This is a genomic window from Flagellimonas eckloniae (genome assembly GCF_001413955.1).
In the GTDB taxonomy this organism is placed as follows: domain Bacteria; phylum Bacteroidota; class Bacteroidia; order Flavobacteriales; family Flavobacteriaceae; genus Flagellimonas; species Flagellimonas eckloniae.
This window is the reverse complement of the sequence record NZ_LCTZ01000002.1, coordinates 446,527-468,546: the sequence shown is the minus strand read 5'-3', so window position 1 is coordinate 468,546 and position 22,020 is coordinate 446,527. Positions and strand designations below refer to the sequence as shown.

Annotated in this window: 26 protein-coding genes; 19 read left to right on the top strand and 7 right to left on the bottom strand. The window is 37.3% G+C overall.

Annotation, left to right across the window (positions count from 1 at the left end; translation table 11 throughout):
• Positions 1–6: 6 nt before the first annotated feature.
• Positions 7–1,539, bottom strand: coding sequence for a glucose-6-phosphate dehydrogenase (gene zwf / locus AAY42_RS02000; RefSeq protein WP_055392335.1), 1,533 nt, complete (start codon positions 1,537–1,539; stop codon positions 7–9).
• Between the two features lie 183 nt (positions 1,540–1,722).
• On the opposite strand from zwf, the gene gndA reads away from it, so the two are divergent.
• The 6 genes from gndA (at position 1,723) to AAY42_RS01970 (ending at position 6,244) form a co-directional block, all read left to right on the top strand.
• Positions 1,723–3,132, top strand: coding sequence for an NADP-dependent phosphogluconate dehydrogenase (gndA, locus tag AAY42_RS01995; protein ID WP_055397682.1), 1,410 nt, complete (start codon positions 1,723–1,725; stop codon positions 3,130–3,132).
• Between the two features lie 46 nt (positions 3,133–3,178).
• Positions 3,179–3,754, top strand: a complete 576-nt coding sequence (locus AAY42_RS01990) for a Crp/Fnr family transcriptional regulator (RefSeq protein ID WP_055392334.1) — start codon at positions 3,179–3,181, stop codon at positions 3,752–3,754.
• 66 nt (positions 3,755–3,820) lie between these two features.
• Positions 3,821–4,261: a carboxymuconolactone decarboxylase family protein gene (locus tag AAY42_RS01985; RefSeq protein WP_055392333.1), complete on the top strand. Its 441-nt coding sequence runs from the start codon at positions 3,821–3,823 to the stop codon at positions 4,259–4,261.
• Between the two features lie 150 nt (positions 4,262–4,411).
• Positions 4,412–4,882, top strand: coding sequence for an OsmC family protein (locus AAY42_RS01980; protein WP_055392332.1), 471 nt, complete (start codon positions 4,412–4,414; stop codon positions 4,880–4,882).
• A gap of 93 nt (positions 4,883–4,975) precedes the next feature.
• A complete protein-coding gene (locus AAY42_RS01975) occupies positions 4,976–5,521 on the top strand; it encodes a pyridoxamine 5'-phosphate oxidase family protein (protein ID WP_055392331.1) in 546 nt (181 codons plus the stop codon).
• 42 nt (positions 5,522–5,563) lie between these two features.
• The gene (locus tag AAY42_RS01970) at positions 5,564–6,244 is read left to right on the top strand and encodes a hypothetical protein (RefSeq protein ID WP_139063615.1); all 681 of its coding nucleotides are present in this window, start codon (positions 5,564–5,566) and stop codon (positions 6,242–6,244) included.
• Between the two features lie 108 nt (positions 6,245–6,352).
• Here the strand turns inward: AAY42_RS01970 and AAY42_RS01965 are convergent, their stop codons facing one another.
• The 4 genes from AAY42_RS01965 to AAY42_RS01950 all read right to left on the bottom strand — a co-directional run bounded on the left by AAY42_RS01965 (position 6,353) and on the right by AAY42_RS01950 (position 9,720).
• Positions 6,353–7,342, bottom strand: coding sequence for a transporter family protein (locus tag AAY42_RS01965; protein ID WP_055392330.1), 990 nt, complete (start codon positions 7,340–7,342; stop codon positions 6,353–6,355).
• On the bottom strand, positions 7,329–8,378 hold the full coding sequence (locus tag AAY42_RS01960) for a cytochrome-c peroxidase (RefSeq protein WP_055392329.1): 1,050 nt from the start codon (positions 8,376–8,378) through the stop codon (positions 7,329–7,331). Before AAY42_RS01960 ends, AAY42_RS01965 begins: the two co-directional genes overlap by 14 nt.
• Positions 8,379–8,432: 54 nt before the next feature.
• Entirely contained in the window at positions 8,433–9,227 is a 795-nt protein-coding gene (locus AAY42_RS01955) for an MbnP family protein (RefSeq protein WP_055392328.1), read from the bottom strand.
• 85 nt (positions 9,228–9,312) lie between these two features.
• Complete coding sequence (locus AAY42_RS01950; RefSeq protein ID WP_139063613.1) at positions 9,313–9,720, bottom strand: hypothetical protein; 408 nt, start codon at positions 9,718–9,720, stop codon at positions 9,313–9,315.
• Between the two features lie 162 nt (positions 9,721–9,882).
• Here AAY42_RS01950 and AAY42_RS01945 point away from each other — a divergent pair, with 162 nt between their 5' ends.
• The 13 genes from AAY42_RS01945 (at position 9,883) to AAY42_RS01890 (ending at position 18,866) form a co-directional block, all read left to right on the top strand.
• Positions 9,883–10,212 (top strand): ArsR/SmtB family transcription factor, encoded by a 330-nt coding sequence (locus tag AAY42_RS01945; RefSeq protein ID WP_055392326.1) that lies wholly within the window; start codon positions 9,883–9,885, stop codon positions 10,210–10,212.
• Positions 10,205–10,657, top strand: coding sequence for an SRPBCC domain-containing protein (locus tag AAY42_RS01940; RefSeq protein ID WP_055392325.1), 453 nt, complete (start codon positions 10,205–10,207; stop codon positions 10,655–10,657). Before AAY42_RS01945 ends, AAY42_RS01940 begins: the two co-directional genes overlap by 8 nt.
• 50 nt (positions 10,658–10,707) lie before the next feature.
• A complete protein-coding gene (locus AAY42_RS17885) occupies positions 10,708–10,929 on the top strand; it encodes a DUF6567 family protein (RefSeq protein WP_082433297.1) in 222 nt (73 codons plus the stop codon).
• 213 nt (positions 10,930–11,142) lie between these two features.
• The gene (locus AAY42_RS01935) at positions 11,143–12,657 is read left to right on the top strand and encodes an NADP-dependent isocitrate dehydrogenase (protein ID WP_055392324.1); all 1,515 of its coding nucleotides are present in this window, start codon (positions 11,143–11,145) and stop codon (positions 12,655–12,657) included.
• Between the two features lie 330 nt (positions 12,658–12,987).
• Positions 12,988–13,839, top strand: coding sequence for an ABC transporter ATP-binding protein (locus AAY42_RS01930; protein WP_055392323.1), 852 nt, complete (start codon positions 12,988–12,990; stop codon positions 13,837–13,839).
• Positions 13,826–14,575, top strand: a complete 750-nt coding sequence (locus tag AAY42_RS01925; protein ID WP_055392322.1) for a hypothetical protein — start codon at positions 13,826–13,828, stop codon at positions 14,573–14,575. The genes AAY42_RS01930 and AAY42_RS01925 overlap by 14 nt, the downstream gene beginning before the upstream one ends.
• Before the next feature lie 2 nt (positions 14,576–14,577).
• Positions 14,578–14,946: a GntR family transcriptional regulator gene (locus AAY42_RS01920; RefSeq protein WP_055392321.1), complete on the top strand. Its 369-nt coding sequence runs from the start codon at positions 14,578–14,580 to the stop codon at positions 14,944–14,946.
• Entirely contained in the window at positions 14,933–15,490 is a 558-nt protein-coding gene (locus AAY42_RS01915; protein ID WP_055392320.1) for a GIN domain-containing protein, read from the top strand. Before AAY42_RS01920 ends, AAY42_RS01915 begins: the two co-directional genes overlap by 14 nt.
• Positions 15,491–15,558: 68 nt before the next feature.
• Positions 15,559–16,008, top strand: coding sequence for a hypothetical protein (locus tag AAY42_RS01910; RefSeq protein ID WP_139063612.1), 450 nt, complete (start codon positions 15,559–15,561; stop codon positions 16,006–16,008).
• A 44-nt stretch (positions 16,009–16,052) separates the two neighbouring features.
• Positions 16,053–16,301, top strand: a complete 249-nt coding sequence (locus tag AAY42_RS01905; protein WP_139063610.1) for a hypothetical protein — start codon at positions 16,053–16,055, stop codon at positions 16,299–16,301.
• 21 nt (positions 16,302–16,322) lie between these two features.
• On the top strand, positions 16,323–17,003 hold the full coding sequence (locus tag AAY42_RS01900; RefSeq protein ID WP_055392317.1) for a DUF4386 domain-containing protein: 681 nt from the start codon (positions 16,323–16,325) through the stop codon (positions 17,001–17,003).
• A gap of 45 nt (positions 17,004–17,048) precedes the next feature.
• The gene (locus AAY42_RS01895) at positions 17,049–17,882 is read left to right on the top strand and encodes a DUF2306 domain-containing protein (RefSeq protein ID WP_055392316.1); all 834 of its coding nucleotides are present in this window, start codon (positions 17,049–17,051) and stop codon (positions 17,880–17,882) included.
• Between the two features lie 153 nt (positions 17,883–18,035).
• Positions 18,036–18,866, top strand: a complete 831-nt coding sequence (locus AAY42_RS01890) for a hypothetical protein (protein ID WP_055392315.1) — start codon at positions 18,036–18,038, stop codon at positions 18,864–18,866.
• 8 nt (positions 18,867–18,874) lie between these two features.
• On the opposite strand, the gene carB is transcribed toward AAY42_RS01890, so the two are convergent.
• The gene (gene carB, locus AAY42_RS01885) at positions 18,875–21,727 is read right to left on the bottom strand and encodes a carbamoyl-phosphate synthase large subunit (protein ID WP_055392314.1); all 2,853 of its coding nucleotides are present in this window, start codon (positions 21,725–21,727) and stop codon (positions 18,875–18,877) included.
• Positions 21,728–21,829: 102 nt separating this feature from the next.
• Positions 21,830–21,988: a 50S ribosomal protein L34 gene (gene rpmH, locus AAY42_RS17880; protein ID WP_082433296.1), complete on the bottom strand. Its 159-nt coding sequence runs from the start codon at positions 21,986–21,988 to the stop codon at positions 21,830–21,832.
• Positions 21,989–22,020: the final 32 nt, after the last annotated feature.

Here is a 22,020-nt window from a genome sequence, read left to right as displayed (position 1 = left end):
CTAAACCTAACAAATAACACAAAATCCAGGGTCGTCCGCTAAATTCTCTCCAGGGTTACGCCATGTCCCTAAATCATCTATAAGTTCGTCACCATTCTCGGGTCCCCAAACACCAGCTGCATAACCATACATTCGTACATCCTTTCCATTTTTCCAGTAGTCCAGAATTGGGTCCACAAATTCCCAGGCCGCTTCAACCTCATCAGCTCTTGCATATAAAGTGGCATCTCCCTGCATAGCATCCAACAAAAGTCGTTCATAAGCTTCCATTACATAGGTTTCCGCTAAACTGGAATAATAGAAATCTAAATTCGCACGCTCCACCTTAAAACCTTGTCCTGGAACTTTCACCCCAAACTTGATCAACACTCCCTCATCAGGTTGAATGCGAATTATCAATTTATTATCCTTGCTGCTAGCACCGGAATCCCTAAAAATTTGATGATGTGGGGGCTGAAAGTGAATAACTATCTCCGTTACCTTTGTTGGCATCCGTTTTGCTGTTCGCACATAAAAAGGAACGCCGTGCCATCTCCAATTATCTACGAAAAATTTTACTGCAGCATAGGTTTCGGTTGTAGAATCTGGGTCAACGCCATCTTCTTCTCGATACCCCTTTACTTTTTCTCCGTTAATTTCCGAGGCCACGTATTGTGCTCGAATGGTATTGTCAAAGAGGGTTTTCTCATCGCGCATAATTCGCAATGACTTCAATGCCTTGACTTTTTCATTCCGGATTTCTTCAGGCTGATCACCAATTGGAGGTTCCATCACAACAAGGGAAACTATTTGTAAAAGATGGTTTTGGAACATATCCCGCAACGCACCCGACTTGTCATAATACCCGCCTCTTTTTTCAACACCTCCGCTTTCGGCATTGGTAATCTCAACATGATGAATATAGTTTCTGTTCCAAAGAGGTTCAAAAATGCTATTGGAAAATCGAGTGACCAACAGGTTCTGTACTGTTTCCTTACCCAAGTAATGGTCAATTCTGTAAATCTGTGGTTCCTTAAAGTATTGTTGAAGTCCTGAATTCAGTTTTTTGGCACTTTCCAAGCTATACCCAAAAGGTTTCTCCACAATCAACCTTTTCCATCCTTCTTGCTGACTGCTTAAACCAACTTCTGATAGGTTTTTTGCAATGGTTTCATACAAATTTGGAGGTGTGGACAGGTAAAACATATAGTTGTTATCTGTACCATGCGCTATATTTAATTTTGATATGCGTTTGGAAAGTCCACTATATTCAGAAGTATAATCTCCACCCAAATCTTCGTAAAAAAACATATCCGTAAAGCCCTTGATAAAATTTTCTTTTAAGTCATCTAGCTTAGCTTTCAGATATCGACTTTTATTGACCACTTTATCCCTGAACTCTTCATCCGTAAGGTCACTTCTACTTGCTCCTAAAACCACGAAATTTTTGGGCAATTGTTTTGCAACATATAAATTGAACAAAGCTGGTATTAGTTTTCTTGCGGTCAAATCTCCCGAAGCTCCAAAAATAACAAGCATTTGGTTGTTGGTCTTTTTCATAAAGGTATTTGTATTCCCGTTTAGGGTGTCCAAAACTAGAAGGCTCAAAATGTTATTTTCAAAAAAACATTTTACAAAACCATTTAATTTTGAGCATAACGAATATAACGTTTATTTTAGGTTCGGAATTGAACAAACAACTTACTTAGTTTTTGATTAGCGCTAGGTGAAAAAACAATGAGAATGGCAAATACATACGATTTTGGTCTGGTAGGACTTGGGGTGATGGGGCGTAATTTTATTTTAAACGTTGCGGATAATGGTTTTACTGCTTTTGGCAACGATCTGGATGAAGAAAAAGTAAGCGCACTGATTGAAGAAGGTGGAGATTCTGCGAAAGTAAATGCCACTTCGGATGTTGTCACTTTTGTGAATGGATTGAGTACACCAAGAAAAATTATGTTGCTAGTGCCGGCTGGAAAAGTTGTTGATATTGTTATTGAAAATTTACTTCCACATTTGGACAAGGGAGATATCATTATTGATGGAGGGAATTCCTTTTTTACCGATACAGACCGTCGAGAGGCCTATTTACAAGAGAAAAGCATAAATTTCTTTGGGGCCGGGGTCTCCGGTGGAGCCAAAGGAGCAAGAAAAGGGCCAAGCATTATGCCTGGAGGCTCACGGGATGCTTATCAACATGTGAAACCCATTTTTGAAGCGGTTTCCGCAAAATATAAGGGAGAACCTTGTGTAGCCTATTTAGGTCCTAAATCGGCAGGGAATTATGTGAAAATGGTTCATAATGGCATTGAATATGGATTGATGCAGCTGACTTCGGAAATCTATGACCTTTTGAAAAAAGCTGGGGATTTGACGAATGAAGAACTCCATGAGACCTATGCTTCATGGAATGCTGGACGATTACAATCCTTCCTAGTTGAAATTACATCTGAAATCTTTGAGCAAAAAGACGATTTGGGAGAAGGGCATCTGGTTGATAAAATATTGGACAAGGCAAAACAAAAAGGAACCGGGAAATGGACCTCGCAAAATGCCATGGACTTAGGGATTCCTGTGCCAACCATAGATATTGCGGTAAGCATGCGTGAAATATCTGCTCTAAAAGAAGAACGGGTAAAAGCAGATGCTCTGTACGGTCGTCCTACACCAGAACCTGTAGTAAAGAAGACTTTGATAAACAAGACCGAAAGTGCATTGTACTTTGCCTTTATTATTACCTATGCACAAGGCATGCATCAATTGGCTGATGCCTCAAAGGAGTATGGATATGAGTTGGAACTGGGTGAAATTGCCAAAATCTGGAGGGCAGGCTGTATTATTCGCGCCGCACTATTGGCCGATATTACGGAAGCCTTTAAAGTTGAGCCTGGGTTACAAAACTTATTGCTTTCACCTTCTTTTGTTGATAAAGTACAGGAAACCGTTGGTTCTGCCCGCGAGTTGGTCGCTTATGGAGCTGCAAATGGCATTCCATTGCCGGGACTTTCCAATGCCTTGACTTATTTTGATGCATATACCAGCAGCCGATTGCCCTTAAACTTGATACAGGCGCAGCGAGACTATTTTGGTTCCCATACCTATGAGCGATTGGATAAAGAAGGAGTTTTTCATACGGAATGGGAGGATTGACACCTACCTCCTAATAGAAGGTTAAAATCAAGATTAATGATGAAGTATGCCAAAACAACTCTTCCATCATTTTAATAAATATCTGGAACTAACTGAAGAGCATTTTCAGGAAATACTTCCTTTTTTTGAAATTAGGATTTTAAAGAAAAAAGAAGTGCTCATGGAAGCAGGGAATATGTGCACGCATAACCATTTTGTATTGGAAGGCTGTCTCCATATGTTTTTTTTAAATGATAAGGGTACAGAGCGTACAGTTCAATTTGCGATTGAAAACTGGTGGATAACAGATGATTTAGCTTATCTAAATCAAACTACAACAGATTTTTCCATTCAAGCTGTCGAGAACACACGACTCCTTACAATTACGCATGACAAACAAGGACAATTATTAAAAGAATTTCCACAACTTGAAAAATACTTCCGTACCATTTATCAAATTTCCTATGGCGCTGCCTTGGTTAAAATGAGGTATTTGTTTGGTCTTACTAAAGAGGAGATCTACTTTCATTTTACCGAACAGTTTCCATTATTTGCCCAACGCGTTCCCCAATATCTAATTGCTTCTTTTTTGGGCCTCACCCCAGAATATGTAAGTGAAATACGCGCAAAAAAACGTTCTTAAACCTGTTTAAGTTTTTTGAGGATTGGTACTAATAACTTAGCGTCAAAATTTAAAAAACACTTAAAAATGGATAAAAGAATTCAAATTGATGAAGCGGAACCTTTAGCCTATAAAGCCATTTTTGGTTTAGAGGATTATATGAAACAAAGTGGATTAAGTAAGGTTCATTACGAGCTAATAAAAATTAGAGCTTCGCAACTTAATGGATGTGCTTTTTGTATAGACATGCATACAAAAGAAGCCATAAAAAATGGTGAAAGTCAACAACGTCTTTTTTTATTGGATGCTTGGAAAACCGCTGACTTATTTACAAAGGAAGAAAAGCTTATTCTTCAAATTACCGAAGAAGTTACCCTGATTCATAGAAATGGGTTGACCGATGAAACCTATCAAAAAGCAATTTCGCTATTTGACAAACATTACTTTTCACAGATTATCATGGCCATTGCCACCATAAATGTCTGGAATAGGATTGCAATCAGCACGCATAAACCGCTTTGGGATTGATCATGGTACGCATACCATGATACTCCCCTATTTATTGGACTTGATAAGTGAATTCAATTTTATATTTTTAAACTGACAAATGGTTTCATAGTCAAATGGTTAAAATTATAAATTGATGCCTTGGGTTCCATGCCAGTCATATGCAAATAAATGAAAAAACACAATTATAAAATTAAAGTTGAGTGGACCGGAAATGAAGGAAAGGGCACGCAAAACTATAAAGCATACAATAGAAACCATAAAATATCCACCGATGGAAAATATGATTCTATAAATGGTTCTTCGGACCCTTCATTTTTAGGAGATAAGTCAAAATACAATCCTGAAGATTTGTTTTTGTCCTCCCTCTCTGCATGTCACATGTTATGGTATCTGCATCTATGTTCTGTACATAAAATAGTAGTCACTGAATATGTTGATAACGCCACAGGGGTGATGGAAGAAATGCCAGATGGTAGTGGAAAATTTTCCGAAGTAACCTTAAACCCTATTGTGAAAATCAAAAATTCGGATAATACACAAAGAGCAAATGAGCTGCATGTAGAAGCAAATAAGATGTGTTTTATTGCCAACTCCTGTAATTTTAAAATTGGACACAATCCAATGATAATTGCAGTATAAACTGTTGCCAATAGACCAATTTAAGTTTCGAAATTCACTATTTTTAAACTTCAAAACCGCACTGCATTTTTGCATGGTATTCAATTTGAATAAATGTCAAAACTTTTAGACCATATTACTCCTACCTTAAAAGAGTTTATAGAAAATCAAAAAATATTCTTTGTTGCGACAGCAGCAAGTGAAGGGCGCATTAATTTATCGCCAAAAGGGATGGATTCCTTTAGGGTGATTGAGAAAAATAAGATTGTTTGGTTGAATTTAACCGGTAGTGGCAATGAAACTGCCGCACATTTGCTGAAAAATGATAGAATGACAATCATGTTTTGCGCTTTTGAAGGTAAACCCCTAATCCTAAGATTGTATGGTCATGCAAAAATTTACCACAATAGGCACGAGCAGTTCAACAAATATGTAGCGTTGTTTGATGAAAATACAGGTGCTAGACAAATTATTGAGATGGATATTGACCTTGTTCAAACTTCTTGTGGATTCGCCGTTCCGTATATGGATTTCAATGAAGAAAGAACCATGTTGGATTCTTGGGCCCAAAAACAAGGAAAAGAGGGAATAGAGGCATACTGGAGCAATAAAAACACTGAAAGTATTGATGGATTTGAAACAAAAATACTTGGTGATTAAGAATGCTACAATAGGATAGCGTAATCAATAAAAGTTAAGCACATGATAGATAATTTGCCAAATTGGATTGAAATTTTGTTTTTGATAACGTGTCTAGCGACAATTGTGTTGTTTCATTATGCCAATGGAAAGTCACGTTTTCTGACCTTATCCATTGTTGTTTGGTCAATAATTCAGTCGATTCTGGCGTACACTGGATTTTATCAGGAAACAGAAAAAATACCCCCTCGATTTGCATTGGTCTTAATTCCTATAACCCTATTTATAATCCTGGGTCTTACACCAAAGGTTTTAAAGTGGATGGATAAAAACAGAAATATACGAATCAGTACTTTTCTGCATATCATAAGAGTACCCGTTGAAATTGTATTGCTCTATCTCTTTATATATAAAATGATTCCTGAACTAATGACTTTTGAAGGAAGAAATTTTGATATTCTGGCTGGACTTACCGCCCCAATCATGGGTCTACTCTATCTCAAAAACAAAGTATCGAAAAAGATACTGATTGCATGGAACTTTGTAGGTCTTTTTTTGGTAAGCTTTATTCTGACAAATGGGATATTATCGGCTGAGCTCCCATTTCAACAATTTGCATTTGACCAACCCAATAAAGGGATAAATTATTTTCCGTTTGTTTTATTGCCAGCTACTATTGTGCCGATTGTAATCTACACCCATATAACAGACATTATAAAACTGAGGAGGGAAATTAAATCATAGTTCCAACCAAATCTGATTTATCTCAAACCCAAATTAATGAAAAGAGGTGTTTACAAAAATCATTATAAACACCTCTTTTAACATTCATTCGCAACAAGCATTACATAATCACAAGGAAAAATTCACATATACAGACAAGCGTTCATTAGCCTGCACGTTTCCTCCAAATAAATCCTGGGAAATTGGCAACGATGCATTTGCACCAAGTATGAATTGACCAATTGTGCATTCCGCGCCAAATGTTCCGTTTAAAATCTGACCATCAGTATCTTGAAGCGTCTCCCCAAACTGCTTAATAGTATCATAATCATCTCCAGAAATCCCAACAAAAGGCATCAATGAAAATGTATTTAAAGCCAATTTATAGTACAGGTTTCCAGCATAGCTCCATTGATTGCCAAAACGGTATTCATTTTTATTTTCCCCTTTTTGGTAATAGGTAAAAAGTGCATTGAAGCCAATTTTGTCCCCTCCATAATTATATCCCAATGAAAAAATTCCGTCAAAACTACCAGTCCCTACCTGAAAACCAGGATTTACTCGATTGGTTAGCCGTTCCTCAAATTCTCCGGTTGGCAGTTTAGCTCCTATACCAATCTGGATGGAATGTCTGGAAAGGGGACGCCCTACCGGGTAAGGTATAGAGTCATTATTCTGCTTTTTTAAAAACTGTAATTTATACCAGCCCATCACATTTGCATCACCTATACCTTTGAGTGATTCAGTTGCCGAACCACTCTCAAAGGTTCTTTTCAAATCTTGATAGGGCAAACTGGCCGTTATATAAAAGCTTTGGAATACTGGTACTTGCGTCCAAAGTTGATAGGTGTTCAAGTACTCATTACTACTGGGTGAATCACTAAAAATCCCATCTCTAGACTCAAAACTCTGGTGGATATAGCGAAAACCAATAAAATTGCTGTTGGACAGTGTTCCAAACCCAAAATTTCCATTATTAGTAGCACATCCGCATAAATCACAGTAGGGTTTTATGCTTTTTTCATGCCATGTATCACAATGGTTTATGACTTTTGCAAAAGCTATCTGAGCAAAAAGAATCAGTAAAAGTGAAAATATGTATTGTTTAAAATTCTGCAAAACGTGTATCGTTTAAAAATTCATCATCTGTAAGCGTTTTTAAAAAGGCTATCAATTGTCCTTTTTCTTCATCGGTAAGTGAAATGCCAAAACTTGAGTCACTTCGTAGTAAACTTTCATCAACATTTCCATTGTCAACCATACCATCGTTATAAAAATCCAGAACCGCTTCCAAGGAAGCAAAACGACCATCGTGCATATATGGAAAGCTTTTTTCCACATTTCGTAAACTTGGCACTTTAAATTTGTAGAGGTCATCTGGGTTTTCTAAAACATTAAATCTGCCTTTATCATCCAATTTTGGGTTTATGGGCAAACCTGTGTTCCGATAGCTCTGGTCCGTAAATAAATCTGTTGCATGGCATGATGCACACTTGGCTTTAAAGATACTTTGCCCTTCAAGTTCAGTGTCCGTGAATTCTATGCCTTCTTCTTTTCTTACATATTTATCATACTTTGAATTTGAGGAAACCATCATGAGCATGAATTGTGAAAGTGCTTTGAGTATATTTTCACTGTTAATCTCGCCATCATCAAACGCTAGTGGAAATTGTTCTTGATAGTAACTATCCGCTTTAAGTTTATCAACTATGCTGGATAGCGTCTCCCCCATTTCCAAATCACTGGTAATGGGAATGATTGGTTGTAAATCCAAATGTGATGCAGCACCGTCCCACATAAACTCAGAAAAATATGCCAAGTTTTGTATAGGCTGCGAGTTCCTAAACCCAATTCCACCATTTACACCATGACTCAACGTATGACCGTGATGGGTAAAAGCAAATGCTTGCTCATGGCAAAATGCACAGGGTATACTGTTATTTGCTGAAAGCTTGCCATCATAGAACAATTTTTTACCTAATTCAAAACCCTGCTCGGTAACAGGATTATTGCTGAGAGTGTATTTAATCTCCGGAAAATTTTCCGGATGTTTCACTGTTAGGTTTATAGGTACATATTCATTTTCAGGACTGTCATTGTTACAACTCCAGAAAAAAATAGTGCACACAAAAACCAATACGATTTTTTTGTCCATTGAATAAAAAGAATGTTGTGCCGCAGTAAATACTGCGGCACAAGGTTTATGTATCTAATTATTGTGCACGTGATGAACCTCGAACATTCCCATAACATTATCGGCAATAATCGGAGTAGTAGTCTCATCCGTATGAACTTGACTATAACCTTCTGAAAAGGTAACTGATGTTTGCCCATCAAAAACCAATGAGATATCTGCTTTGATATGTACTTCTGGTTCAGCCATTTCCCTTACCAATACCGTATTGGGTAAATCCAAGCTTACTTCACGGTAATTGTCAAGACTGGTCCCTACACTACCCATATGTATATTGAGTGCCTCATCGGTTACTGAATTATCTGAATAGACCCCGTCTAATCGTATAAAGCGAAAACCTGTGGCCCATGACCATAACATTTCTTCATCCTGTGCCGTTTGCAAAAAATCGCCTTGGCCTTCTGCACCTAGCCCATAACGTTCTTGATCTATGCCAACACCAAAGGATATTTTGGTATAATCTGCCGCAGGAATGCCTTCTAAGGTAATCCAGATTTCTCCAGCATTGTTTGCATCGGCTTCGTTCACAATAAAGACATTATCATCTGTTGGATACATGAAAGTTGTACCGTCTGCATCAGTTAATTCAATATTGCTGATAATATATTTTAGTGTTTCCAGTTGATAGGACTCATTAGCAGATTTGCTATAGTTTACACCAAAAATGAAATCTTGGTCTTCAACTCCATTATCAAATTTTATGACTAGGTTCCCAAATTGTCCATCAAGCGACTCCATATCGTCGTCATTAGAACAAGACATAATAGTATTGCATAGCAGTATCGCTATGAAAAATTTAAATAATTTCATTAGAATATTTATATATGCGAGTAAGGGCCAGCTCTAGCCCAAAGCTTCGCGTTATTATTATTTTTATAGATTTTTAAATTGTTATTTAGCAGTAAGCCAAATATTTGGAGAACTCGGAAGAAATTATTGGAGGTCTATCCTTTTCACTATCAAAAAGTAATTGATAGTGGTTGAAATAGTAGTGGTTTTTATCAGTTGATAAAGATTCTTTTTTTCTGAAGACGAAATCTTGAATCACAACAAAAAATACGGGAGTGATGCTTTGTTCAATAACAACTCCTTTTTCCTTTGATTCCTTTTGTTGTGATTGCTTCTTTAATTGCTTGGCCAAGTAACACTTACCATCACATTGCAATTTAGGCCGCTCTTTATTGATACAGAGAACTTCCTTTATATAATCATTGTTCACACAATAGTCTATCCATACAGAAGCAATCATCATTGGTTGTGCGTGGAAACATATTAGAAGTAATATGGCTATTGTGCGATTCAATTGTTGAATTTTCACAAAGGTAGAAGGTCGCGGAATCAATACCAACTAAATCTAAAATAGAAAGGCGTTATTTTTTAGCAGAAAAAACTGCGTTATAACATCAAAATATTTGCGTAACCGAATGATTACATTATATTTGTAACCATTCAGTTACACAATAAAATGCGAAGAGATGTTTTTCAGGCCATTGCCGATCCCGTACGAAGGGATATCATTCAGCTTCTATCAAAAGAAGCACTTACAGTAAACACTGTTGCTGAAAAATTTGATGTTAGCCGACCAGCCATTTCGAAGCATTTAAAAATTCTGGAAGAATGTGGTATAGTCACCTTTAATCAAAAAGGAAGGGAACGCTACTGTATTATTCAACCCAAAAACCTTATCCCAGCTTTTTTATGGATTGATCAATATAAAAATCTATGGGAAGAAAAGCTGGATTCTTTTGAAAATTACCTAACCCAATTACAGAACAAAAACAAAAAAAATGAGTGAAGTAAACAACCCTAAAAACAGAACATTAACCCTTGAACGTACTTTTGATGCTCCCATTGCATTGGTTTGGGAAGCCTGGACACAATCAGAGCATATTGCGCAATGGTGGGGGCCAAAAGGAATGGAGACCAAAGTTTTGGAACATGATTTTAAAGTTGGTGGAAATTGGAAGTACTCCATGCGGATGCCAGATGGCAATGAATTTATTTCTGAAGGCCGCTATATTGAGATTGTGGAGCATGAAAAAATTATTTCAACGGCGGACTTTAAACCCATGACTGAAGGTGTTGAAATACAGGCGATTTTTAAGGCAGATGGCGAAAAAACCCATTTTACCTTTAATTGCGTTCATGAAACTGAGGAATATTGCAAACAACAAGAACAAATGGGCTTCTACAACGGCTGGGGTTCTGTTTTTGAACGATTAAATGAGTTTTTATCCTAAATACTTAAACCTTAGTTACTGGTTTTAGTCTTAAGTGAAAACTTAATATCATGAAATCACATATTGTTTTACTTTTTAGTATCGCGCTTTTAAGCCTTTCATCCTGTGCTACACGCACCAGGGTTGTGACAACCAACAATTCAAATGTTACCGTTGTCAAGACGAGACCTGCCAACTACAAAATATTGAGGGTCAAGGGGAAGCGTTACTACTTTTGGAACGGAAATCACTATAGAAAAACTAGACGTGGCTATGTTGTTGTTAGAATTTAGTCCAATTTCCCATAAGCAGTAGTTGAAGATGATTGGTGTTTTCATCAATATCAATAGTTTTCTTTTTTTAGTATAGAAAACTTGGACTAATTGTTCAAGCTTCTATGCTTTTTTATTTATCATAAAAAAAATTAATATTTATCATATTAAATATAAATAAAACTTTATGAGTTCAATTTCAGACCTTTGATAAACTTAAAAATTTCAAAGCGTATGGAAAGTATCCCTGTTTTAGAATCAGAAAAGAATTCGGTTTTAACCAAGACAACCAAAATTGCCGTAGCCCATGGTGATGGTATAGGCCCGGAGATTATGAAGGCCACTTTAAATATCATGAAAGCGGCTGGTGCCAAGATAGAAACTGAATCCATGGAAATTGGAGAGCAGGTGTATTTGTCAGGTAATAGTTCAGGCATTACCGAAGCAGCTTGGGATGCTATTTCACGAAACAAGGTTATTTTAAAAGCTCCTATAACTACCCCCCAAGGTAAAGGTTATAAAAGCCTCAATGTTACCCTAAGAAAATCATTGGGCCTATTTGCCAACGTAAGACCTGTCAATGCCTTGCATCCTTTTGTAAAGACCAACTTTCCTACTATGGATATTGTGGTCATTAGAGAGAATGAAGAAGACCTATATGCCGGTATTGAACACAGACAAACAGAAGATGTTGTACAATGCCTTAAACTAATTACCAGGCCAGGCTGTGAGAAAATTGTGCGTTACGCTTTTGAGTATGCCAGGGCTTACAATAGAAAAAAAGTAACCTGCATGGTAAAGGATAACATCATGAAATTAACTGATGGCCTATTTCATACCGTTTTTAAAGAGATCGCTTTGGAGTACCCCGAAATTGAGAGCAACTCACAAATTATTGATATAGGTTCCGCAAAAATTGCTGCTTCACCAGAAGATTTCGATGTAATTGTCACCTCAAATCTGTATGGGGACATTATTTCTGATATTGTTGCTGAAATTGGAGGCTCTGTTGGTATGGCGGGTTCTGCCAACATTGGAAGGAATATTGCAATGTTCGAGGCAATTCATGGATCAGCACCCGATATTTCAGGGCAAAGAATTGCTAATCCTTCAGGATTATTAAATGCGGCAGTTATGATGTTGGCCCATATCGGTCAAGCAGAAGTGGCCGACAACATCAAGAATGCATGGTTGGCAACTCTGGAAGATGGTATTCATACCGCTGATGTCTACCAAAAGTCAATAAGCACTAAAAAGGTAGGCACCGAGGAATTTGCTGAGGCTATTATTGAACGTTTAGGCACCACTCCCAAAAAACTACCTATAAGCTCGTTATCCAAAGGTTCAGGAACAATTACAATTCCAGAATACAAAAGACAAGAATCTACCAAGGAATTAGTTGGTGTTGATGTTTTTATAGATTGGAAAGGAAATGACCCACAAGTTATCGGAAATGGTTTGGAGCAAATAAAGTCACATAACTTGAAACTCAAAATGATTACCAATAGAGGCGTTAAAGTTTTTCCAAGTGGGTTAAAAGAAACGTATTGCACCGACCATTGGAGGTGCCGTTTTGTAGCAAATGCCGCTAACATCAAAACCAAGGAACCCAAATACGAAAATGTTGAATACGAACAAGTAATTGCCTTATTATCAAAACTTCATCAAAATAGTTTTAATGTAATCAAGACAGAAAATCTATACGAGTTCAATGGTAAAAGAGGATTTTCCTTGGGCCAAGGAGAGTAAGTTTTACTGTATTGGCTGGAGAAGAATATCCATTTTATCTTTAATTGCGTTCATGAAATGGAGGAATTTTACAGATAACAGGAACAAATGGGGTGCTACAATGGCTATGGTTCTGTTTTTGACAAACTAAAATAATTTCTTCAATATTAACTGAACTTATTGAGGTCCAAATAGTACAAAAGCCCCTAAATATGGGGCTTTACCTTTTTATATTAATTTATCTCAAGCATTGGTTCCACTAGTTCTTACCAAAGCATTTCTGAAAAAATATTTGCGGATTTAATATTTTTAAATATATTTGTAGTGTTCTAGTTATCTAATACACTATAAATGTTAACTGTTAAACATTTAAATTTTAATTATCCGAATAGCCGGTTTGTGCTAAAATCTATTAACTTGGATTTTACCGCGGGAAACATCTACGGCCTTTTTGGAAAAAATGGGGAAGGCAAAAGCACTTTACTAAAGATTATGACCGGATTGCTATTCCCAAAAAATGGGAATTGCCTGCTTGAGGGAAATGAGATGCGAAAAAGAGAAGTGCAATCTCTTCAGCACATATTTTTGGTCCCAGAGGATTTTGAGTTGCCTGCAATATCGATTCTATCATTTGAAAAGGTTCAATCATGCTTTTATCCTCAATTTTCAAAAGAGCAATTTTATGAGCTTATAAAAGAGTTTCAGCTCTCTCCTACCGATGTCATTTCAAAACTTTCATTTGGGCAAAAGAAAAAAGTGCTCATAGCTTTTGGTATCGCTACCAACACTAAGTTATTGTTAATGGACGAGCCTACCAATGGCTTAGACATTCCATCCAAAAGTCAATTTAGAAAGGTAATGGCTTCAATAGCTAATGAAAACAAGTGCATTGTTATTTCCACCCATCAAGTCCGAGATTTGCACAGTCTAATAAACCATGTGATGATCTTGGATAATGCCCAAGTAGCTTTTGACCAGCCTTTGGATAAAGTCTCTGATGGTCTATGGTTTGGAAAACCATCAACAAATGATTCTACCGAACCAATCTATTCGGAATCTTCTTTTGGAGGAAAGGCAATCTTGCCTCGTTTAGATAAAAATGAAACTGAAGTAGATCTAGAATTGCTGTTCAATGGAGTCTTAAGTACTCCTGGTAAAATAAATGCAATTTTGAACCAAACACAGAACGATGAAAGAGTTTAGTTTGCTAAGAATCGGTCATTTCATTCGTCGTGACATTACTATCCACAAAGGAACATTTGTCACAGGACTGCTTGTAGGCATTGTTTTGATTTTCCTATTCTCTATTTTCAATATGATTTGGGATAAACAATTGTCTCAGGATGAGTTTTTCGGCATATTCCGATTGGTTTACATCCCCATGGGTGTACTATTCACATTCTCTATTTTTAAAGAGTTTAATGACCCTAAAGCAAATCAGTTATACCTATCCATTCCAATTTCAATTCAAGAAAGACTTGCTTCAAAGTGGTTTACCACTGTAGTTTTATATACCCTGGTGTACACGATTCTCGCTATAATCACAGGGATATTGGCACTATTATTTGGAGCGGTGGTCCTTAATGCTGATTTTAATATCTCCTCACTTTTTTCAATAGAATATTGGAACGTACTAAAAGTCTATTTTTTGGTACAACCATTTTTTTTAATAGGTGCTATCTCATTCAGAAAAAATAGAATTGGCAAGACCATGCTGGCCCTTGGAATTTTGGTACTTGTATTTACACTATTTAATTTTCTTCTATTTGGAATATTCAATCATAATTATGGTTTGTTTTCAGGTGATGCCGTAGTGTCGGAAGCATTTGATAAAACAGCAGCAGATTTTTCAGCTTTGGGAAGATGGTTTTATGGTTTGCTCCTTGGCCCGGTGATGCTCATTGTGGCTTATTTTAAAATGAAGGAAAAGGAGGTTTAAGAATGGAATTTGACAATAGCAAACCTATTTATTTACAGATTGTGGACTTTTTCTACGAAAATATCCTTGTAAAACGATGGGCAGATGAAGAACGAATACCTTCTGTGCGTGAAGTTGCCATGATGGTCGAAGTAAACCCAAACACCGCTATACGAGCTTTTAACCATTTACAAGATCTTGGGGTGATCTATAACAAAAGGGGTATTGGATATTTTGTTGCAAGCGATGGTTATATAAAGGTGCTGAATATAAAACGTAAGGAGTTTATGGAGCAAATGTTACCTGATGTTTTTAAAAAATTGAATCTATTGGATATCTCTTTTGATGAATTAAAGAACGCATACAACCAACAAAAAAATGAAGAAAAGTAATCTAATCTTGTTAGGCGCACTGGGTACAGCCCTCTTTTTTTCACTAGTATTTCAAGTGGCTGTGCATAGCAATATAAAAAAAGGAAAAGCCAACGAAATTCCGGTAAAAATCACATCAGAGTTTAGAACCGTATCCTATTTTGACGCAATAAAGGCTGCAAATCGAGTAAAAATAGTTTTCAATCAAAATGATACCGTGAAAGTAGTTGTGAAAGCGCCCAATAATGTTATCGATTCTGTAAGCACCAAGGTGGTCGATAAAAAATTGGTGGTAAGCACGTCCAAAAAATTAAAGAAAACAGATAGTGTCCTCTTACATATAGATGCTCCAATGCTTACCAAAATTGACTTGAGCGACAATTCACATTTTGAAACCAGTGGGCAAATTTCAGGGGAGCGTCTAAATCTAGAATTTAAGGATAAGAGTTCGGGAAACCTGAATCTGTCCTACGATTTTGTAAGGTATATCAACAACACCGAAGGCACTGTCAATCTACAAGGAGAAATCAAAAAAATTGATTTTGTCTCAAATAAAAAACAATAATCAAAAAACGAGCATTACTTAGTTAATCATCAATCATCAATCAATCATCAATCAAAAAACGGACAATCATGAAATCAACCGAAAACAAGAACGTATATCAAACACCGCAAAAACCTCCTAAATTTAGGTTGGTATTAATGCGTGGGCTCTATTTGCTGACCTTTATCGGGCTAGCTTTTGAAGCCTGGGAGTATTTATTGTATCCTAAAGAGCCCATCGACTATATTACTGGTATTACTTTTAGTTTTTGGGCAACCTATGCCACTTTAATGGGATTGGGTGTAAGATATCCCATAAAAATGTTGCCTTTGCTTTTTTTGCAATTGGCATACAAAGCCACTTGGGCATTAACGGTCTATTTTCCTATGGAATCAGCTGAAATTATTACTCCAGAAGCAGAATCGTTCTACCGGATTTGTATTACTGCTGTTATCATTGATATCGTGGTAATTCCATGGGAATATGTTTTCAAAAACTATATCAGAACCTTTTTCCAATTTAAGAGATTCCCTATCTGATATCTGAATAGTACATCTACATAATTAATCAAAAACGAACAAACATGAGATATAACCGAACCAAGGACCGAAACCGGTCACGTATAGGACTAATTCCAATTGTTGGTATGGTCTCAATTATATCATTTCTCATTTTCAATCATAATCAACGCCAGGCCAAACAAGCCGAACGTGTTTATAATGACACCATACAGGCGTTTGAGTTATTAGTCATCAACATGGATAAAGGAAAAGCCGCAATAGCGTACCTAAGCTTATTTGATGACTGTATGGAGAAAATTTACAATCATTAAATAATCATCAATCGAAAAATCATGGAAAAAAATCAAAAAATCGGTAGAATCATTGGCTTTTTATTGCTTCTCATCATGTTAATGGGAATCCCCTCAGTAATGTTTAGAGGCTTATCGACTTCATTTCCCAATTCACCAAATTTTTTATCGCAAATCTTTGAGAATACAATGGAAATGCGCATTTCCATACTTCTAGATGTACTTGCAAGTACATTATGGATTGTGGCCGCAACACTATTATTCCCAATGATAAAAAAATTCAACCATAGATTGGCTTTGGGTTTCTTTGGAATTTGGATGATCTATTTTGCCATAATCATCTTCAGTAATATTAGCCATTTATCCCTACTGTCACTCAGTCAGGCATTTGTAGAGGCCGAAGTTCCCAATACGGAATATTTTGCCCTTGCGGGCTCAATGAAAATCGAAGATTACTTTTGGGCGCACTTTTTTAGCATCATGTTCTATGCTTCGGCAGCTTTTATGTTTTATTATTTTTTATTTAGAAGCAAACTTGTTCCTAAAATATTATCCGCATGGGGCATGATTGCCATCTCCTTGGTGTTTGTTGCTTGCTGGCTTAACATCTTTGACGTAAAAGTCAGTTTTTATTTTTTTAGTCAAAATGGGCTTCATATGATCATTTTAATGGGATGGCTCATCGCAAAAGGCTTCTCTGCACCCAAGATTCAAACCAAATAACCTTGAAAAATCATCAATCATCAATTAATCAAAAAACGAACAGTCATGATTTCTAATTCAAAAACAACAACCCCTACCCTTTCCAATAGGCATTGGTCTAAGTCATTGTTAAATTTTTCAGTGCAATTCTGGTTTATTATTGCTGTATTAGGCCAATGGATCTTTGCTTTTTATGTTGCAGCATTTTACGGAGGAGCTGTTATGGAAGGTGATTTTATGCGATGGAACCGAGTGTTGCCGCATGGATATGTGGAAGGTCAGACAATGGGCAACCTTGCTGTTGCCATACATCTTTTATTTGCCGTAATTGTAATGGCTGGTGGCCCAATTCAATTTGTTCCACAGTTACGAAAGTTCGCACCGAAATTTCATAGATGGAATGGAAGGTTCTATTTAGGCGCTGCAGTATTGATAAGTTTAAGTGGGGTTTACATGGTTATTACTAAAGGAACCATATCTGGTCTTGTTGGCGATATCAGCGTATGTTTAAATGGGGTTTTAATTTTGGTATTTGCTTATTTGACGGTCACAAATGCTATTAAACGTAGGTTTGATGCACACAGAAAATGGGCACTTCGCTTGTTTTTAGTTATGGCAGGTGTTTGGTTTTTTAGGGTTGGTTTAATGTTTTGGTTATTTATAAATAAAGGCCCTGTTGGTTTTGACCCTGAAACATTTCGTGGGCCCTTTCTAGTATTTCTTGGATTTGGTCAATACCTGATTCCCTTAGCGATTGTGGAACTCTATTTTCTGGCACAACGTCAAAAACAAATGGGCATTAAAATATTTGCAGCAATAACCTTATTGATTTTTACCGCTATTACAGCCTTGGGCACTTTTGCAGCTACAATGGGTATGTGGTTACCAAGAATTAGCTAGTTTAAGCAAAGAACACGGTTACATTGAGCCCATTTCAATGGATTGTAGAGGTATTTCTAAAAAAGAACGTCCCTTCAGGTTTTCTAGAGCTTTTCGATAAATGGTATACTTGGTTCTTTCTTATTTCGTTATATATCAGAAATTTACCTACTTATGAAAAGGATAGCCTATTTATCTATTTCCATTATTCTGTTTTTGGTACTTGCTTGTTCTGAGGATTCTTTGGAGCCTTTTTTAGCTGATGAAGATACCAATGAAGAATCCCAAGAAGATACAAACCCTGATCCAGAAGACCCTTCTGACAACTCTTTTGTAACTGATAGTTTTGATGGCACTGGACCCTTGGTTGATTTTGTGATAAACAATGAAGCTGCTTTACCAGAAGTAACACGAGAAAATGGCAGATATAGAGCTGAACTAACAGATAATAGTGACAACAAAACCCTTCATTTTAATGATGACCAAGGAAGATTGGACGCCAAATTGGTCACCTTTCCTTTTGAGTTCATTGCTAGAAACATAGGTATCGGTACTCTTGATGATTCACAGACAGCACCCACGCCATCTGGCTCCCTCTATATATTTTCTGGGGTTCAGGTTCATGTAGAAGATTTGGACTCTTTCAACTCTGCACATGTAGTTGTGGGGCATAGGGGAAATACCCATTTTACAATTGAAGGCAAAAACACTGTTAACGGTGACTCATCCGTAAATGATATAGGTGCCAATACTGTTCCTAATGGAAGGGCAGATATCAGGATTGTGGGTAATGAAGACCAAACCATTACAGTTTACTGGCAAGTTCCAAATCTGGATTATGAAACAACCGATGACAATTGGACAGCCTACAACGAAACTGGGAATCTACCAGGTATAGCACCAACTTTTGGTAACAATGTATATGTTGGACTAATAACCTATGCCTTTGGTACAAATGGTGTTCCTTTTGTAGGCACTTGTGATGCCATCCAAGTATCAGAATAAAATTGACTTTACTTGCTCAAATACATTTTTCTCCGAGAGTATAAATTGTAGAATTCATCATCTTTTAAACTATCAATAAATAGAATGCTTTCTCCTGTACTCTTCATTTCAGGTCCCAGATTTTTATTTACGTTAGGGAACTTGTTGAATGAGAAAACCGGCTGTTTTATGGCGTAACCATCCAACTTTGGTTTAAAGTCAAAGTCCTTGATCTTCTTTTCACCCAACATCACCTTGGTTGCAAAGTTTACGTAAGGTTCTCCGTATGCCTTTGCAATAAAAGGTACCGTACGCGAAGCTCTTGGGTTGGCTTCAATGATATAAACCATATCATCCTTTACCGCAAACTGGATATTTATCAACCCAACAGTATTTAAGGAGAGTGCTATTTTATGTGTATGGTCCTTGATTTGTTGCATTACAAACTCTCCTAGATTAAATGGAGGTAAGGTAGCATTGGAATCTCCTGAATGGATTCCGCACGGTTCAATATGCTCCATAATTCCGATGATATAGACATCTTCCCCATCACAAATGGCATCCGCTTCAGCCTCAATGGCACCATCCAAATAATGATCTAGCAATAGTTTGTTATTTGGAATTTTCCGAAGTAAATCAACAACATGGGCCTCCAATTCTTCTTTGTTGATGACAATCTTCATGCCTTGACCTCCCAAAACATAGGACGGTCTCACCAAAAGAGGAAAATTCAGTTCATCAGCCAGGTCCAGAGCTTCATCCGCGGTTTCGGCAACTCCAAATCTTGGATAAGGTATGCCATTATCCTTGAGCAATGTTGAAAAACTCCCCCTATCCTCGGCCAAATCCAAGGATTCAAAACTGGTACCTATAATATTAATGCCCCATTTATCCAATTTTTCAGCTAGCTTCAAGGCTGTCTGACCACCTAATTGAACAATAACCCCCTCAGGTTTTTCATGAAGGATAATATCGTAGATATGTTCCCAGAAAACAGGTTCAAAATAGAGTTTGTCCGCTGTGTCAAAATCCGTTGAAACCGTCTCAGGATTACAATTGATCATTATAGTTTCGTATCCACACTCGGCAGCTGCCAAAACACCGTGCACACAGCAATAATCAAATTCTATCCCCTGACCTATTCTGTTGGGACCAGATCCCAATACCACTATTTTCTTCTTATCGGTTACCTCACTATCATTGGCAACGAAGCGTTTGCCATCGGTAGTTTCAATTTCTTCTTCAAAGGTTGAATAATAATATGGAGTCATTGCCTTAAACTCCGCAGCACAGGTATCCACCAATTTGTACACTCTGTTGATTCCCGAATACGTACGTTTGGTATGTACTTCACTTTCATAACAGTCCAACATATGGGCTATCTGCCTGTCCGCAAACCCTTTTTGTTTGGCTTCCAACATGAGCTCTCTTGGCAGGCTTTCAATGGTATATTTTGAAATCTCCAATTCCAAAAAGTGTAGTTCTTCATATTGTTTTAAGAACCACATATCAATTTTGGTAATTTCATGGATTCGGCTTAATGGAATCCCCAATTGAATGGCATCGTAAATGACAAAAACCCTGTCCCAACTAGGAACTTTTAATTTTTGGATGATAGTTTCGTAATCCGTATAGCCTTTTCCATCGGCTCCAAGTCCGTTACGTTTGATTTCCAAAGACTGTGTGGCTTTGTGCAAGGCTTCTTGAAAAGAACGTCCAATGCCCATCACTTCGCCTACAGATTTCATCTGGAGTCCCAGGGTTCTATCTGAACCTTCAAACTTGTCAAAATTCCATCTTGGGATTTTTACGATTACGTAATCCAAGGTAGGCTCAAATAATGCCGAAGTGGATTTGGTGATTTGATTATCAAGTTCGTCCAAAGAATAACCAATTGCCAACTTTGCGGCAATCTTTGCAATAGGATATCCCGTTGCTTTTGATGCCAAGGCAGAAGAACGCGAAACCCTTGGGTTTATTTCTATGGCAATAATCTCCTCCTCTTCATCTGGACTCACTGCAAATTGAACGTTACAACCTCCTGCAAAATCACCAATACTGCGCATCATATGGATGGCCATATCCCGCATGCGTTGATATGTGCGGTCTGAAAGTGTCATTGTGGGGGCAACAGTTATGGAATCCCCTGTATGAATACCCATGGGATCCATGTTTTCAATGGCACAGATAATCACTACGTTGTCGTTTTTATCTCGAAGCAATTCCAATTCGTATTCCTTCCAGCCCATTAAGGCCTTGTCTATCATTACTTCGTGGATTGGAGATACTTCCAACCCATGGCTTAACAAGCCATCAAACTTTTCTGGGTCATGCACAATGGAAGCCCCTGCGCCTCCCAATGTAAACGATGCCCTGATTACCAATGGAAATCCAAATTCCTGAGCAATTTCTTTTCCCTTTAAAAAGGAAGTGGCAGTAGCTTGAGGCGCCATCCCCACTCCTATTTTAAGCATGAGTTCCCTAAATTTCTCCCTATCCTCGGTAATATTGATAGCATCGATATCAACACCAATGATCTCAACATCAAAATCTTCCCAAATTCCCTTTTCATCAGCCTCTATACAAAGGTTCAAGGCGGTTTGCCCTCCCATTGTTGGCAAAACAGCATCTATATTGGGATGATTCTTTAAAATCTCAATAATCGATTTTGTGGTAAGTGGTTTAAGATAGATATGGTCCGCCATAACGGGGTCCGTCATAATGGTGGCAGGATTACTATTGATTAGGATAGTTTCTATTCCATCTTCGCGAAGGGAACGAAGTGCTTGGGAACCAGAATAATCAAACTCACATGCCTGGCCGATTATAATAGGGCCAGAACCAATAATCAAAATGGATTTAAGATCGTCTCTTTTTGGCATTCTAAATAGGGTTACTCGTTTACAAATTTTTCAAAATTAGGTCAAAAAAAAGGTGCTAAACTTGAAAAAGTAGCACCTTTATTAAAAAGTTATTTACAGTCATTATTTCTTATGACGTGGTTCTGATGAAACTGTTAGTTTTTTTCTTCCCTTTGCTCTCCTTCTCGCAAGAACCTTTCTGCCATTGGCAGTAGCCATGCGCTCTCTAAAACCATGTTTGTTCCTTCTTTTCCTTTTGGACGGCTGATATGTTCTTTTCATTTCTAACGGATTATAAAAAAAGTCGTAAAGAC